Origin of the sequence: Paraburkholderia guartelaensis, assembly GCF_004353905.1 — a bacterium.
GTDB classification, from domain to species: domain Bacteria; phylum Pseudomonadota; class Gammaproteobacteria; order Burkholderiales; family Burkholderiaceae; genus Paraburkholderia; species Paraburkholderia guartelaensis.
Genome location: NZ_SMOD01000034.1, coordinates 47,148 through 61,342, shown reverse-complemented (window position 1 = coordinate 61,342; position 14,195 = coordinate 47,148). Strand labels below are relative to the sequence as shown.

At 65.1% G+C, this 14,195-nt stretch carries 16 protein-coding genes; 14 read left to right on the top strand and 2 right to left on the bottom strand.

Features of this window, described 5'->3' with window-relative positions; translation table 11 throughout:
* Positions 1-16 precede the first annotated feature (16 nt).
* Both E1N52_RS32395 and E1N52_RS32390 read left to right on the top strand, forming a co-directional pair.
* Entirely contained in the window at positions 17-919 is a 903-nt protein-coding gene (locus E1N52_RS32395) for an alpha/beta fold hydrolase (protein WP_133187566.1), read from the top strand.
* Between the two features lie 153 nt (positions 920-1,072).
* Positions 1,073-1,417 carry a hypothetical protein gene (locus E1N52_RS32390; RefSeq protein ID WP_133187564.1) on the top strand — a complete coding sequence of 115 codons (345 nt, stop codon included), beginning with the start codon at positions 1,073-1,075 and terminating at the stop codon, positions 1,415-1,417.
* A gap of 12 nt (positions 1,418-1,429) precedes the next feature.
* Here E1N52_RS32390 and E1N52_RS32385 read toward each other — a convergent pair whose 3' ends face one another.
* Positions 1,430-1,804 carry a hypothetical protein gene (locus E1N52_RS32385; protein ID WP_246089308.1) on the bottom strand — a complete coding sequence of 125 codons (375 nt, stop codon included), beginning with the start codon at positions 1,802-1,804 and terminating at the stop codon, positions 1,430-1,432.
* Positions 1,805-1,955: 151 nt separating this feature from the next.
* Here E1N52_RS32385 and E1N52_RS32380 point away from each other — a divergent pair, with 151 nt between their 5' ends.
* Entirely contained in the window at positions 1,956-2,933 is a 978-nt protein-coding gene (locus tag E1N52_RS32380) for an IclR family transcriptional regulator (protein WP_133187562.1), read from the top strand.
* 36 nt (positions 2,934-2,969) lie between these two features.
* Here E1N52_RS32380 and E1N52_RS32375 read toward each other — a convergent pair whose 3' ends face one another.
* Positions 2,970-4,043: a porin gene (locus E1N52_RS32375; RefSeq protein WP_133187560.1), complete on the bottom strand. Its 1,074-nt coding sequence runs from the start codon at positions 4,041-4,043 to the stop codon at positions 2,970-2,972.
* Positions 4,044-4,493: 450 nt separating this feature from the next.
* Between E1N52_RS32375 and E1N52_RS32370 the strand changes: the two genes are divergently transcribed.
* Genes E1N52_RS32370 through E1N52_RS32320 form a run of 11 tightly spaced genes read left to right on the top strand, consistent with a single transcriptional unit; the run spans position 4,494 to position 14,193 of the window.
* On the top strand, positions 4,494-4,808 hold the full coding sequence (locus E1N52_RS32370) for a non-heme iron oxygenase ferredoxin subunit (protein ID WP_133187558.1): 315 nt from the start codon (positions 4,494-4,496) through the stop codon (positions 4,806-4,808).
* A 1-nt stretch (position 4,809) separates the two neighbouring features.
* On the top strand, positions 4,810-5,121 hold the full coding sequence (locus tag E1N52_RS32365) for a recombinase-like helix-turn-helix domain-containing protein (RefSeq protein WP_133187556.1): 312 nt from the start codon (positions 4,810-4,812) through the stop codon (positions 5,119-5,121).
* Between the two features lie 35 nt (positions 5,122-5,156).
* Positions 5,157-6,242 (top strand): aromatic ring-hydroxylating dioxygenase subunit alpha, encoded by a 1,086-nt coding sequence (locus tag E1N52_RS32360; protein ID WP_133187554.1) that lies wholly within the window; start codon positions 5,157-5,159, stop codon positions 6,240-6,242.
* Positions 6,235-7,011 (top strand): SDR family oxidoreductase, encoded by a 777-nt coding sequence (locus tag E1N52_RS32355; RefSeq protein WP_133187552.1) that lies wholly within the window; start codon positions 6,235-6,237, stop codon positions 7,009-7,011. Before E1N52_RS32360 ends, E1N52_RS32355 begins: the two co-directional genes overlap by 8 nt.
* A gap of 45 nt (positions 7,012-7,056) precedes the next feature.
* Positions 7,057-7,593: a cupin domain-containing protein gene (locus E1N52_RS32350; protein WP_028207180.1), complete on the top strand. Its 537-nt coding sequence runs from the start codon at positions 7,057-7,059 to the stop codon at positions 7,591-7,593.
* A gap of 29 nt (positions 7,594-7,622) precedes the next feature.
* Entirely contained in the window at positions 7,623-8,528 is a 906-nt protein-coding gene (locus E1N52_RS32345; protein WP_133187550.1) for an alpha/beta fold hydrolase, read from the top strand.
* Complete coding sequence (locus E1N52_RS32340) at positions 8,525-9,391, top strand: IclR family transcriptional regulator (RefSeq protein WP_133187548.1); 867 nt, start codon at positions 8,525-8,527, stop codon at positions 9,389-9,391. Before E1N52_RS32345 ends, E1N52_RS32340 begins: the two co-directional genes overlap by 4 nt.
* Positions 9,388-10,203: an SDR family oxidoreductase gene (locus tag E1N52_RS32335; RefSeq protein WP_133187546.1), complete on the top strand. Its 816-nt coding sequence runs from the start codon at positions 9,388-9,390 to the stop codon at positions 10,201-10,203. The genes E1N52_RS32340 and E1N52_RS32335 overlap by 4 nt, the downstream gene beginning before the upstream one ends.
* The gene (locus tag E1N52_RS32330) at positions 10,196-11,854 is read left to right on the top strand and encodes a thiamine pyrophosphate-binding protein (protein WP_133187544.1); all 1,659 of its coding nucleotides are present in this window, start codon (positions 10,196-10,198) and stop codon (positions 11,852-11,854) included. Before E1N52_RS32335 ends, E1N52_RS32330 begins: the two co-directional genes overlap by 8 nt.
* A complete protein-coding gene (locus tag E1N52_RS32325; protein WP_133187542.1) occupies positions 11,847-12,674 on the top strand; it encodes an aspartate dehydrogenase in 828 nt (275 codons plus the stop codon). The genes E1N52_RS32330 and E1N52_RS32325 overlap by 8 nt, the downstream gene beginning before the upstream one ends.
* Before the next feature lie 25 nt (positions 12,675-12,699).
* Complete coding sequence (locus E1N52_RS32320) at positions 12,700-14,193, top strand: aldehyde dehydrogenase (protein WP_133187540.1); 1,494 nt, start codon at positions 12,700-12,702, stop codon at positions 14,191-14,193.
* Positions 14,194-14,195: the final 2 nt, after the last annotated feature.

Below are 14,195 nucleotides of genomic sequence, written 5' to 3'. Positions count from 1 at the left end.
TCGAGCGGAGTCGAACATGAGCAATGAGAGCACGCAGGCATCGCCGGGTCTTTCGTATTCAGGGACGATCACATATCGCCGCGCGCTCGTGAACGGCGTCGGCATTTTCTATCGCGAAGCGGGGCCCGTGGATGCGCCCACCATCGTGCTGCTCCACGGCTTTCCCTCGTCTTCGCGGATGTTCGACACGCTCATTCCGCTGCTCGCCGCGCGTTATCACCTGATCGCGCCGGATTATCCGGGCTTCGGCCATAGCGACGCGCCGCCGCCCGCGCGGTTCGCCTATACGTTCGACCATCTCGCGGAATCGATCAACGGCTTGCTCGAGCAACTCGGTATTGACCGCTATAGCTTCTATTTGCAGGACTACGGCGGCCCGGTGGGCTTTCGCATCATGCTGGCGCACCCGGAGCGTCTCCAAACGCTCGTGATCCAGAATGCGAACAGTCACGAGGAAAGCCTCGGGCGTAAGTGGGCGGCGATCAGGGAGTACTGGGCCAACCCGGCTGCGAAGCCCGAAGTCTTCGAGGCGTTCGTTTCGTTCGAAGCCACGCGGTTTCGCCATGCCGGCGACAGCCCGCACCCCGAGCGCTACAACCCGGATACGTGGACAGACGAGTTCGCGTTTCTCAATCTGCCGGGCCAGGCCGAGATCCAGGCCGCGCTGCTTTACGACTACCGCACCAATGTTGCCGCTTACCCGGCTTGGCAAGCATGGCTGCGCGCGCATCGACCGCGCACGCTCGTGATGTGGGGCCGCTACGATAGTTCGTTCGTCGCGGCGGCGGGGGGCGCGTATCAGCGAGACCTGCCCGACGCCGAGGTGCATCTGCTCGATGCGGGCCATTTCGCGCTCGACGAAAAAGTCGACGACATCGCGGCGCTGATGCACGCGTTTCTCGCGAAACATCTCGCGTAGCCGCTCGTCGCGTTCATAGGGCCAGAAAGGGATCGTGATTGTATTTCTCGCGGTAACAGTGAATTCAATCTATGGGCATAGACTTTTGATAGGGCGACCCTAAAATCCACTGCTACATGAGCGTATTGCGACGCTCGATCGTGAGAGGGATTCATGCAGCAGATTTTCAAAGGGACCGCCAGACTTGCAGGCGTGGCAAGCCGGTCCTGGCCCAGGGTCGCCCTATCGCTTGTCGCCGCGTGCGCGGTGCTGGCGGGTTGCGCGTCGGCCAGCGACGTCACCGCGGCGGACAAGCAGGGCACGTTCGTCGTGTCCGCGTCCGCAACCGGCGGGCGCCTCGCATGGGCGCGGGCCCACAAGCGAGCGGTGAGCGAAGCCACGGACTACTGCGAGAGCCGCGGCATGCAAACGAGCCTCGGTATGGAACACACCGAGGGTATCGAGGCGCTGCAGCAGCAGGCCTCCGTTATCCGCTTCGAGTGCCACCCTAAAACTTGAGGCGCGCACGCCTCAGCGAATCACGAACGTTTCCCTGCGAGGCCCGTACCACTTCGTGACTTCAGAGTGCGCGGTGAGTCTGGACGACTTCAGGATCGGGCTCGTGACGCGATACAGCCGGTCCGGGTCGGGCCCGTACATGTAGAGATAGCCGTCGTTGCCGTCGATGTGGATTTCGGTTTCGCCGAGCTCACCTGCATCCGCGCGCTTGATGGCGCCGGCCAGCCGCTGTTCGAGCGCATGAATCTGCGGGCGGTCTTTCGGGTAGTAGTCGAAATGGACCATCATGGCCGGCCCCGGCGGCTTCTGCGCCGGTTGTGCGGCGGCGCTGCCCGCGGCGAGTGCGATGCCCAGCAGCGTGGCGAGTGTTTTCCGGATTTTCGGCATGGGTGGAGGGCGTTCGCGAGCGAAGCTGCGATGTTCGCATATCGAAGGGGCGGCATGGGGCGGCGGCGCTTCGCGTTATGATTGACCCCATCAAAGAAAGGTCCGGCCGGGTAAAACCCGGTCCAACCCGGTCCACCCATTCAAGCCGCCAATGGTCACTAAACAAACGACAGGCCCCGCGCGCCGCAGCGCCGGGCCGGGCAAGCGCGCAGCGCTGCCTCCCGAGGAGACCGCAGCCGCCGTGGATGCCGCTGGTGCGAATGCCGAAGCGAATCCCGAAGCGGACGAAGAGGGCGCGGGCGCGTCCACCTATCTCGTGCCTGGTCTCGAGCGCGGCCTGCGCATTCTCGCTGAATTCTCGGCGCGCGAACCCGTGCTGGGCGCGCCCGAACTTTCGCGGCGTATCGGCATTCCGCGCACGACCACGTTTCGCCTCCTGCAGACCCTCGAAGCGCTCGGCTTCATCGAGCGCGCCAACGGTGACCGGCAATACCGGCTGAGCGTGGCGGTGCTGCGCCTCGGTTTCGAATATCTCAGCTCGCTCGAACTTACCGACTTCGGCACGCCGCTGCTCGAGCGCCTGCGCGACGCGACGGGCCTCAGCACCCATCTTTTGATTCGTGACGGGCGCGACGTGGTGTTCGTGGCGAAGGCACAAACACGTGAGCCGATGTTCAGCTCCGTGAAGGTTCACGTGGGCACGCGCTTGCCCGCGCACGCCACCGTGCATGGCCAGGTGCTGATGGGCGACCTCACGCTCGCCGAATTGCGCACGCTCTACCCCGAGAAACAGCTCGAACGCTACACGGAGCGCACGCCCGCGACCGTCGCCGATCTCTATGCGCGCGTGCGCGAGTTCGCGCAGCAGGGCTACGCGGTGAGCGAAGCGTCGTTCGAAACCGGCATCTCGGTGGTGAGCGCGCCGGTGAGGGATCAGTCGGGCCGTATCGTGGCGGCGCTCACCGCAACCGTGCCGCGATCGGACATCGGCGAGGCCGAGCGCGCGCCGCTCGTCGCCGCCGTGTGCGCCGCGGCGATCGACCTCTCGGCGCGGCTCAATTACCGGCCCGCGGCGAGCGACCCGACTGCGGCACAGGCCGCGCGCACCCGCAATACGCACGCCATCTGAGGCCATGTTCAGGCACGGCGCCCGCAGGTGCCGCGATCAGAACGAGTGGTGAATGCCCGCGAGCACAATCGCCTGATTGCGTCCACTCGACACGCCCGCGGTGAAAAAGGCGGCCTGTGCTTCCGAGTTGGCGTGCTGGTAAAGCGCGTTCACGTAGACTTGCGTGCTCTTCGAAAGCGAATACACGTCGCCGATCATCGCCTGGGTCCAGCGGCGGCCGGACAGCGTGGACGTCGCCGCGCCGCCCACTACGGCGTTGGCCGTCGTGAACTGGTAGTTCGCACCGGCGTCGTAGCTCTGGAACGTGTCGGAATAGCCATTGGACTGCAGCTTCGTGCGCGTATAGAGGGCGTGCACGAGCAGCTTGCCGAATGAGTACGACGCGCCCACGCCCATGTTCTCGACCTTGTCGGCCATATAGGTGGCCGCAGGCTGCCCCTGGAACTCCGTGATGCCAGTGGTCGCGATCGACACCGAGCGGTCGTGCTCATTCGACCACGACGCACCGGCCTTGAACGGACCGTTAGCATAACTGAGCGAAAAGCCCATCGTTCTGCCGGTCGAGAAGTTCGTGGTATTGCCGAAGCCGAACATCGCGCCCGCCGTGAAGCCGTAGAAGCTCGGCGAACGATATTTGACGGAGTTGTTGTAAGGCACGACGCCCGTATCGGCCAGCTGATCGATGTTGCCCGGGTGGAACGCGTACCAGCTCGCCGCGAGATAAGCCGTGCTGAACGGATCGAGGACGTCGAACGAGAACGGCGTTTGATTGCCGAGCGTCAGCGTGCCGAACTGCTCCGAACTCAGGCCCACATACGCCTGGCGGTTGAACAGCGTGTTGGCCTTCGCCAGCGCGCCCGTGTTGGTGTAGAAGCCGTTTTCCAGCTGGAAGATCGCCTTGAGGCCCCCGCCCAGATCTTCCTGACCGCGCAGGCCCCAGCGGTCAGGCTGGGTGTTGCCCTGCTCCATCATCCACTTCGAATGACCCCCTACGTTGCTGACGTAGGCCACGCCCGCATCCAGACTGCCATAAAGCGTGACGCTGCTTTGCGCCCATGCAGACGAGACGGCGCAAATGCCCGTCAACCCCGCGGCAATGAAATGCTTCAACTTTGGACTCCTGATCGTATGACGAAAAGCCGGGCTATCGATCCGGCATACCCAACCTGCATGGCTAATCCACAGGCAGTGCGCGGCGTGCTTCTGTCGGCAAGCGCTCTCGCGTGGCTCCGTTTGTTCCATATATGGTTAGACGTGCTGCCTATGGAAAGTATAGAGATTCTTGCGAGACGCCAAAACACTTTTTTGGGACGGTGATTCCCCCAGGTGCCGCCCGCTACCCGGATGCGCCATACGCGCGTAAGTGCACGTGCCGTAAGCGTTTTGGCAACCAGAACGGCACCCTTGGCGACCTCGAAGATGTCATCTTGAAAGCTGCGCTCGGTGTTTTCCCCAGGCGCACCGGATTTCTATTTTTTTCTTCCCGAGACCGTTTCATAATTGACCATACACGAACTACTGTTCCGTATATGGAACACGGTTGAACGGGAAAGGTGACAAATGGCTGAAGAATGGCGCTGCGCCGGGCATGCCGGCGATCTGACCGAAGACGGGCCGCTCGAATACAAACTCGGCGGCACGGAGATCGGCATCTACAAGGTGGGCGACGAGATCTACGCGCTGGAAAACGTCTGCCCACACGCTTACGCGTTGCTGACGCAAGGCTTCGTCGATGGCGACACCGTCGAATGTCCGCTGCACGAAGCCGTGTTCCATATCCCGACCGGCAAGTGCCTCAAGGAGCCCGGCGGCCGCGATCTGAAGATGTACTCAGTGCGGCTCGCCGGTGAAGAAATCCAGATCAAGGTGGAATGACATGCGAGAAGTCCCCGTGAATTTCAATCCGTGGCTCAAGCCCTGGCTCGCGCCGCAACCGAACAACGTCGCCGGCAAAGGCGTGATCGAGCAGCCGGGCGAGGCGCAGAACATGGTGTGGCAAACGCGCAAGGCGGAGCCCACCCAATACGAAAACGACTTCGGTGACGCACTCGAACAGGTGTTCGAAGCGGGCGCCGCCGAACTCGAGGAAGTCGTGGCGGGCCTGAACCGCATCGGCTTTCGCACGCCCGAAGGCGCAGCATGGAACGCCGAGCGCCTCGCCGCCGAATTCCGTCTGCTCGCCGAATGAGCCGGCGCAGCCAATACTGAATACGGAGACCCCACATGACGTCCCCCACGATTGAAGCCGCAGGCGGCGCCGATCCCATCCGCGCCTATCTCGACCGCGGCATCAAGAACTACTGGTATCCCGTTGCCCCGAGCTGGCAGGTGGGCAACGCGCCCATCGGCATCACGCGCCTCGGCGAACAGATCGTGTTGTGGCGCGATCAGGACGGCCAGGTCCATGCGCTCGAAGACCGCTGCCCGCACCGCGGAGCACGCCTGTCCCTCGGCTGGAACCTCGGCAACCGCGTGGCGTGCTGGTATCACGGCATCGAAGTCGATGGCGGCGGCACGGTGCAGAACGTGCCGGCCGTTTCGGCGTGCCCCCTCGAAGGGCAGAAGTGCGTGAAGTCGTATCCGGCGCAGGAGCATGCCGGCGCGGTGTTCCTGTGGTTCGGCGACGAAGCGCACAAGGAAGCGGCCCCGCTGCAGTTGCCGGAGGAACTTGTTGGTGAGGAGTACGCAAGCTTTCTGTGCGTGTCGAACTGGAAGTGTAATTACCAGTACGCCATCGACAACGTGATGGACCCGATGCACGGCGCGTATCTGCACGCCACCTCGCATTCGATGGCCGATGGCGACAAGCAGGCCGACATGCGCGTGCGCAAGACCGAATCCGGCCTCATGTTCGAAAAGGTCGGCCAGCGCGACGTCAACTTCGACTGGGTCGAACTGGGCGAAACCGGCTGCCTGTGGATGCGCCTCGCGATTCCGTACAAGAAGAAGTTCGGCCCGGGTGGCAACTTCGGCATTATCGGCTTCGCCGTGCCGGTGGACGAAAACAACTGTCAGGTCTACTTCTGGCGCACGCGCAAGGTGCAGGGATGGCAGCGCGACGCATGGCGCTTCATGTATCGCAATCGCCTCGAAGGCCTGCATTGGGCCGTGCTGGAGCAAGACCGCTATGTGCTGGAAAGCATGGCGCCGAATGCACGCGATCACGAATTCCTCTATCAGCACGACGTCGGCATGACGCGTGTGCGGCGCATGCTGCGCCAGCGCGCCCAGCAGCACTTCGCCGAACTCGACGCGCTGCGCGCCGGGAAGGGCGCCAACGCACAAGCCGCAGAGCATGGCCATGCATGACGCCACGTTTGCGGCGCAGGTCGCGCTCGCCGGGCGGCGAGTGGTCGTCACGGGCGGCGCACGCGGTCTGGGTGCGGCGTTCGTGAAGGCGCTTGCGGAGGCCGGTGCACGTGTGACCTTCGGCGACGTGCTGGTCGAGGCGGGCGAAACGCTCGCTCAGCAACTCAGCGCAGCCGGGCACGACGTCGCCTTCGCGCCGCTCGATCTCGCGCAGCCGGCAAGCATCGCCGCATTCGTCGATGCCGCTGCACAGCGTATGGGCGGTGTGGACGCGCTCATCAACAACGCGGCGATCACGAACTCGGGCGGCAAGCTCGCGCACGAAGTGAGCGTCGAGACGTGGGACGCGGTGATGGACGTGAACGTGCGCGGCACCTGGCTCATGTGCGCGGCAGCGCAGCGCTGGTTGCGCGAGTCGGGCCGCGGCGCGATCGTCAACATCGCTTCCGATACGGCGCTGTGGGGCGCGCCCAAACTGCTCGCCTATGTGGCGAGCAAGGGCGCCGTGATCGCGATGACGCATTCGCTCGCGCGCGAGTTCGGCGCGGACGGCATCACTGTCAACGCCATTGCGCCCGGCCTGACCGAAGTGGAGGCGACGGCTTACGTACCCGCCGAGCGCCATACGTACTACCTGGAAGGGCGGGCGCTGCGGCGCGCGCAGGTGCCCGAGGATGTGACGGGCCCGGTGTTGTTCCTCTTGTCCGACGCTGCGCGTTTTGTGACCGGACAGTTGCTGCCGGTCAACGGCGGCTTCGTGATGAACTGATTTCGTAGAACTGACGATAGGTTCGAAAGAACCCAAGGAGAAAACATGGCCGATGCCGATATCGAGCGCAAGTCGTGGGACTGCCCCGCCGACGCGAGCTTTGAAGACTGGATGAACACGCGCGTGGCGCGCTTCGAAACGCGCCGCTACGACTGGGACGCGCTGAAGTTCCAGGCCGACTACGACCCGAAGTACCGCCGCGCTCAAATGCGCTACGTGGGCACGGGCGGCACGGGCGTCGCGAAAGACGTCAACACCGTGCCCGCGGGCGGCTTCACGTTCTCGACCATGGTGATTCCGGCCGGCAACATCGGCCCGAGCCATATCCATATCGACGTCGAAGAAATTTTCTTCGTGCTGCGCGGCAAGATGAAAGTCGTCTGCGAGAAGGACGGCGAGACGTGGGAAGCCGTGCTGGGCGAACGAGACCTGATCTCGGTGCCGCCGGGCGTGTACCGCACGGAAATCAACGTGGGCGAAGAGGATGCGCTGATGTGCGTGATGCTCGGTTCGTCGAAGCCCATCACGCCGACGTATCCGCCCGACTCGCCGCTCGCGAAGATCAAGCGCGAGATGAAGTAAGCAACATTGCCGCAACCCGAACCGAAGCCATGAACGACACGATCCACACCGCATCATCCGCCGCCACGCTCGAAACGCGGCTCGCGCGCTTCGCACTGCAGAGTGCGCGGGCGGGCGAGGCCAGCGTGAGTTATCGCGAAGCCGTGGGCGCGGTCGAGGACGATAAGGAAGCGCTGCCGAACGTGCTCCTGCATGGTATCGGCTCCGGGGCGGCTTCGTGGGTGCAGCAGTTCGAAGCGCTCGGCGGCGCGCGCCGCGTGCTCGCGTGGGATGCGCCCGGTTACGGCGCTTCCACGCCTGTCGCGAGCGCGTCGCCGGTCGCGGCGGACTATGCGCGCGTGCTGGCGGACTGGCTCGACGCGCTGCAAATCGCGCGTTGCGCGCTGGTGGGCCACTCGCTCGGCGCGATCATGGCAGGTGCGTTTGCCGCCGCACATCCCGAGCGCGTGGCCAGTTTGCTGCTGATTTCGCCGGCCGGTGGCTATGGCGCCGCCGATGCCGCTGTGCGCGCGCAAAAGCGCGACTCGCGCCTAGCGATGCTCGCCGATCTCGGTGCGCAGGGTCTCGCGGAGCAGCGCAGCGCGAACATGCTTTCGCCGCACGCCAGCGACGCCGCACGTGCCTGGGTGCGCTGGAACATGGCGCGCATCGTGCCGCACGGCTACGCCCAGGCCACGCATCTGCTCGCGAACGCCGACCTCGCCGCCGACCTCGCGCGATGCGTGGGCAAGGTGCCGATGACCGTCGCGGTAGGTGCACAAGACACGATTACGCCGCCCGAAGCCTGCGAGCGGCTCGCGCAGGTCGCCCGCGCGCCGTTTCATCTCGTGCCGCAAGCGGGCCACGCGGGCTATATCGAACAACCGCAGGCTTATAGCACGCTGATCGAATCCACGCTGACTCGTACAGTCAGTACTACGGAGCTTAAGGCATGACACCCGACGTCGACGAAGACCGCAACGACGCCAGCTACCGCGTGCCGGGTCTGGAGCGCGGCCTGCGTATCCTGACCGAATTCTCGCCGCGCGAGCCGGTGCTCGACGCGCCCGAACTCTCGCGCCGCCTGGGCATTCCGCGCACCACGGTGTTTCGTCTGCTGCAAACGCTCGAATCGCTGGGCTTTCTCGAGCGCGCCGACCGCGACCGTAACTATCGCCTCGGCGTGGCCGTGCTGCGTCTGGGCTTCGAATACCTCAGCTCGCTCGAACTCACCGACCTCGGACTGCCGTTGATCGAGGCGCTGCGCGACGCAACGGGACTGACCTCGCATATCGTGATTCGCGACGGACGCGATATCGTGTTCGTCGCCAAGGCGCAGAGCCACGCGCCCATTTTTAGTTCGGTGAAAGTGAATGTCGGCACGCGCCTGCCGGCGCACGCCACGACCCACGGCCAGGTGCTGATGGGCGATCTCACCCTCGGTGAATTGCGTGCGCTTTATCCAGAGCCGCGGCTCGAACGCTTCACGCCTTCCACGCCGGAGACGGTCGAAGCGCTGTTCGAGCGCATTCGCGAAGACGCTGAACGCGGCTATGCCGTGAGCGAATCGTCGTTCGAGCGCGGCATTTCCGTGGTGTCGGCGCCCGTGCGCAACGACACGGGCCGCATTGCCGCCGTGGTGACGACGACCATTCCGCGCCCCGGCATCGACGCGCAGCTGCTCGACGGCGGTTTGATCGACAAAGTGCGCCACACAGCCAACGAACTCTCGAAGCGCCTGAATTATCGGCCTCAAAGCAGGCCTCAGGCATCCGCCGGCAAGGGTGCGCCCTACATGAAAGCATTGGGGATCAAATGATTCAACTCGATTTGACCGGTCAGGTCGCGGTCGTGACGGGCGGTTCGTCCGGCATTGGCCTCGCCACCGCCGAACTCTTTCTGCGTGCGGGCGCAGCGGTGGCGATCTGCGGCCGCGACAGCGACCGCCTCGCGCGCGCCGAACGCGGCCTGCGCGAGCGTTATCCGCAAGCGCAACTGCTCGCGTCGCGCTGCGACGTGCTCGACGCGGGCGAAGTCGCCGCGTTCGCGGCAGAAGTGGAACAACGATTCGGCCGCGCCGACATGCTCGTGAACAACGCGGGGCAAGGCCGCGTTTCCACCTTCGCCGATACGTCGGACGAAGCGTGGCGCGAGGAACTCGACCTCAAGTATTTCAGCATCATCCGCCCGACTCGCGCGTTCCTGCCCCTGCTGCGCCATGCCGCGAAAGCGGGCAACGCCGCGATCGTCTGCGTGAACTCGCTGCTCGCGCTGCAGCCCGAGCCGCATATGGTCGCGACCTCGTCCGCGCGCGCCGGTGTGCTGAGCCTCATCAAGTCGCTCGCCGTCGAACTCGCGCCCGAGCAGATCCGCGTGAATTCGATCCTGATCGGCATCGTGGAGTCGGGGCAGTGGCGCCGGCGCTACGAAAGCGACCAGGAGGCGCAGTCCGCGGGCCAGAGCTGGGAAGACTGGACGCAAGCGCTCGCGCGCAAGAAGCACATTCCGCTTGGCCGCCTCGGCCGCCCCGAAGAAGCCGCCCAGGCGCTGTTTTATCTGGCCACGTCCCTGTCGTCCTATACGACGGGCAGTCATATCGATGTATCTGGAGGCGTTGCACGTCATGTCTAACAAAACCACCGTCGGCGAACTGATCGCCGCCTTCCTCGAACAATGTGGAGTCCGAACCGCGTTCGGCGTGATCTCGATCCACAACATGCCGATTCTCGACGCCATCGGGACGCGCGGCAACATCCGCTACGTCGGCGCGCGCGGCGAAGCGGGCGCGGTCAACATGGCGGATGGCCTTGCACGCGTCTCGGGCGGCCTTGGCGTGGCGTTCACCAGCACGGGCACGGCGGCGGGCAACGCGGCGGGCGCAATGGTCGAAGCGCTTACGGCAGGCACGGCGCTGCTGCATATCACCGGCCAGATTGAAACCGAATACCTCGATCAGGACCTCGCGTACATTCACGAGGCGCCCGATCAGTTGACCATGCTTTCGTCGATTTCGAAGGCCGCATTCCGCGTGCGTTCGGTCGAGACCGCGCTGCCCACGATCCGCGAAGCGGTGCGCGTGGCGCAGACGGCGCCGAGCGGCCCGGTAAGCGTGGAGATTCCCATCGACATTCAGGCGGCGCTCACCGACTGGCCCGCCGATCTCACGGCGCCGCACCTCACGACGCTCACGCACGACGAAGCGCGTGTGGAGCAGCTGGCAAACGAACTCGCGAAGGCGAAGCGCCCGCTGCTGTGGCTGGGCGGCGGCACGCGTCATGCGCGCGCCGCGGTGGAGCGCCTCGTTGCACTCGGCTTTGGCGTGGTGACGAGCGTGCAGGGCCGCGGCGTGCTGCCCGAAGATCATCCGGCCACACTCGGCGCGTTCAACGTGAGCCCCTCGGTCGAGCGTCTGTACAAGACCTGCGACGCGATGCTGGTGGTGGGCTCGCGTCTGCGCGGCAACGAAACGCTCAAGTACAAGCTCGCGCTGCCGCAACCGCTGTATCGCATCGACGCCGATGCGCTCGCCGACAATCGCGGCTACCGTAATGCGCTGTTCGTGCATGGCGACGCCGGGCGCGTGCTCGACGCGCTCGCCACGCACCTGGAAAGCCGCATCAAGGTCGATCCGCAGTTCGCCGCCGATATTGCCGAGGCGCGTGAAATCGCCGTGGCGGAAACGGCCAAGGGTCTTGGTCCTTACCGCCGTCTCGTGGAAGCGCTGCAGCGCGCCGTGGGCCGCGACTACAACTGGGTGCGCGACGTCACGATCTCGAACAGCACGTGGGGCAACCGCCTCCTGAAGATCTTCACGCCGCGCGCGGGCGTGCATGCACTCGGCGGCGGCATCGGCCAGGGCATGCAGATGGCGATCGGCGCGGCGCTCGCGAATGCCGCCGCGAAGACCGTGTGCCTCGTGGGCGACGGCGGGCTGATGGTGAACGTCGGCGAACTCGCAACGGCCGTGCAGGAAAAGGCCAATGTGATGATCGTGCTGATGAACGACCAGTGCTACGGCGTGATCCGCAACATCCAGGACGTGCAATACGGCGGCCGCCGCATGTACGTCGATCTGCACCAGCCGGAGTTCTCGCAGTTCTGCGCGAGCCTCGGCCTCAAGCACTACCGCCTCTCGTCGCTCGACGACGCCGACACCGTGATTCGCGAAGGCATCGCGTTCGAAGGCCCCGTGCTGCTCGAAGTGGACATGAAGGCCGTGGGTAGCTTCGAGACGGCGTTCGCGGGTCCGCCGGTGCGCAAGGAGGAGCCCCAACATGCATAACGGCCACGCCGTGCCGCACGCACCCATCGACATCGCGATGATCGGCTTTGGCGCAATCGGGCAGACCGTGTATCGCGCGGTCGCCGCCGATCCGCTCGTGCACGTCTCGCACGTGATCGTGCCCGAGCACCACGCCGCCGCCGTACGCGAGCAGGTGGACGGCGCGGTGGAAGTGGTGTCGTCGGTGCACGCGCTTTCCACGCGGCCGCAATTCGCGCTCGAATGCGCCGGTCATGCGGCGCTCGTCGATCATGTCGTGCCACTGCTGCAAAGCGGCACGGATTGCGCGGTGGCCTCGATCGGCGCGCTTTCCGATGTCGAATTGCTCGAACGTCTCTCGCTTGCCGCCGACAAAGGCGACGCCACGCTTACGCTGCTTTCGGGCGCGATCGGCGGCATCGACGCGCTTTCCGCGGCGAAGCTGGGTGGCCTCGACGACGTGCTGTATACGGGCCGCAAGCCGCCGCTCGGCTGGCTCGATACGCCTGCGGAAAAGGTCTGCGACCTGCGTGCGCTCAAGCAGGAGCAGGTGATTTTCGAAGGCAGCGCGCGCGAAGCGGCGCGGCTCTTTCCGAAGAACGCGAACGTGGCGGCAACCATCGCGCTCGCAGGCCTCGGTCTGGACCAGACGACGGTGCGCCTGATCGCCGATCCGGCCGTGGAGCGCAACGTGCACCGCATCGTGGCGCGCGGCGCATTCGGCGAAATGTCGCTGGAAATGTGCGGCAAGCCGCTGCCCGACAACCCGAAGACCTCCGCGCTCACCGCGTATAGCGCGATTCGCGCACTGCGCAACCGCGCCGCGCGCTGCGTGATTTGATGCGAACAGAAGTGAGACCCTGAAGATGACTTCATTCGATACGAGCCTAATCCCGAACAGCGATATCCTGGTCGGCGGCGAGTGGCGCCAGGGACGGGCCGCGCCTTTTGCGAGCCTTTACCCGGCTGACCAGTCGCTGAACATGGAGGTCTCGACGGCGAGCGCTGAAGACGCGAGCGAAGCGGTCGAGAAGGCGCACGCCGCATGGAAGCAGGGCGAATGGGCCGGCATGAAGCCGCATCTGCGTGCGCTCGTGCTCTATCGCATTGCCGACCTCATCATGCAGCGCCACGAAGCGCTCGCGCAACTGCAGCGCCGCGACAACGGCAAGCCGATCGGCGAAACGCGCGTGCTGGTGGCGAGCGCGGCGAACACGTTCCGCTATTTCGCGGCGTGCCTCGAAACGCTCGATGACGACCTCACGCCCTCGCGCGGTGATTACCTGACGATGAGCGTGCACGAGCCGATTGGCGTCGTGGCGGCGATCACGCCGTGGAATTCGCCGATTGCCTCCGACGCGCAAAAGCTCGCACCGGCGCTCGCGGCCGGCAACGCGGTGGTGCTCAAGCCCGCCGAAGTCACGCCGCTCGTGTCGCTCGCACTCGCACGCATCTGCGAGGAAGCGGGCGTGCCCAAGGGCATCCTGAGCGTGCTGCCCGGCAAGGGCTCGGTGATCGGGGATGTGCTGGTGCGCCATCCGCTCGTGAAGAAGGTGTCGTTTACGGGCGGCACCGAAGTGGGCCGCGGCATCGCGCGCATTGCAGCGGAAAAGCTCATGCCGGTGTCGCTTGAGCTGGGCGGCAAGTCGCCGACCATCGTGTTCGAAGACGCCGATCTCGACCATGCCGTGAACGGCGTGCTGTACGGCATCTTCAGTTCGTCGGGCGAGGCGTGTATCGCCGGATCGCGCCTGTTCGTGCAGCGCTCGATTTACGACGCGTTCATGAAGCGCCTCGTCGAAGGCGCGCGCAAGCTGCGCGTGGGCGATCCGTCGCGCGAGAACACGCAGATGGGCCCGCTCATTACGGCGAAGCACCGCGAATCGGTGGAGCGCTATGTGGCGATCGGTCTGGAGGAAGGCGGCCGGCTTCTGTGCGGCGGCGAGCGTCCGGTTGGCGACGGGCGCGAGGACGGCTTCTTCTATCAGCCGACCATTCTGGAAGGACTCCAGAACAATGCGCGCATCTGCCAAGAAGAGATTTTCGGGCCGGTGCTCGTGGCGATGCCGTTCGACGACGAAGCGGCGCTGATCGAAGAAGCGAACGACAGCGTGTTCGGCCTCGCTGCCGGCATCTGGACGCGCGACTACAAACGCGCTTGGCGCGTCGCGCGCAAGCTCGAAGCAGGCACGGTGTGGATCAACACGTACAAGCTGTTCTCGATCTCCACGCCGTTCTCGGGCTGGAAGGAGAGCGGCATGGGCCGCGAGAAAGGGCGGCTCGGCATTCGTGAATACACGCAGCAAAAGAGCCTCTACTGGGGCTTGAACGACGCGCCATTGCCCTGGGCCAACGCCTGAGG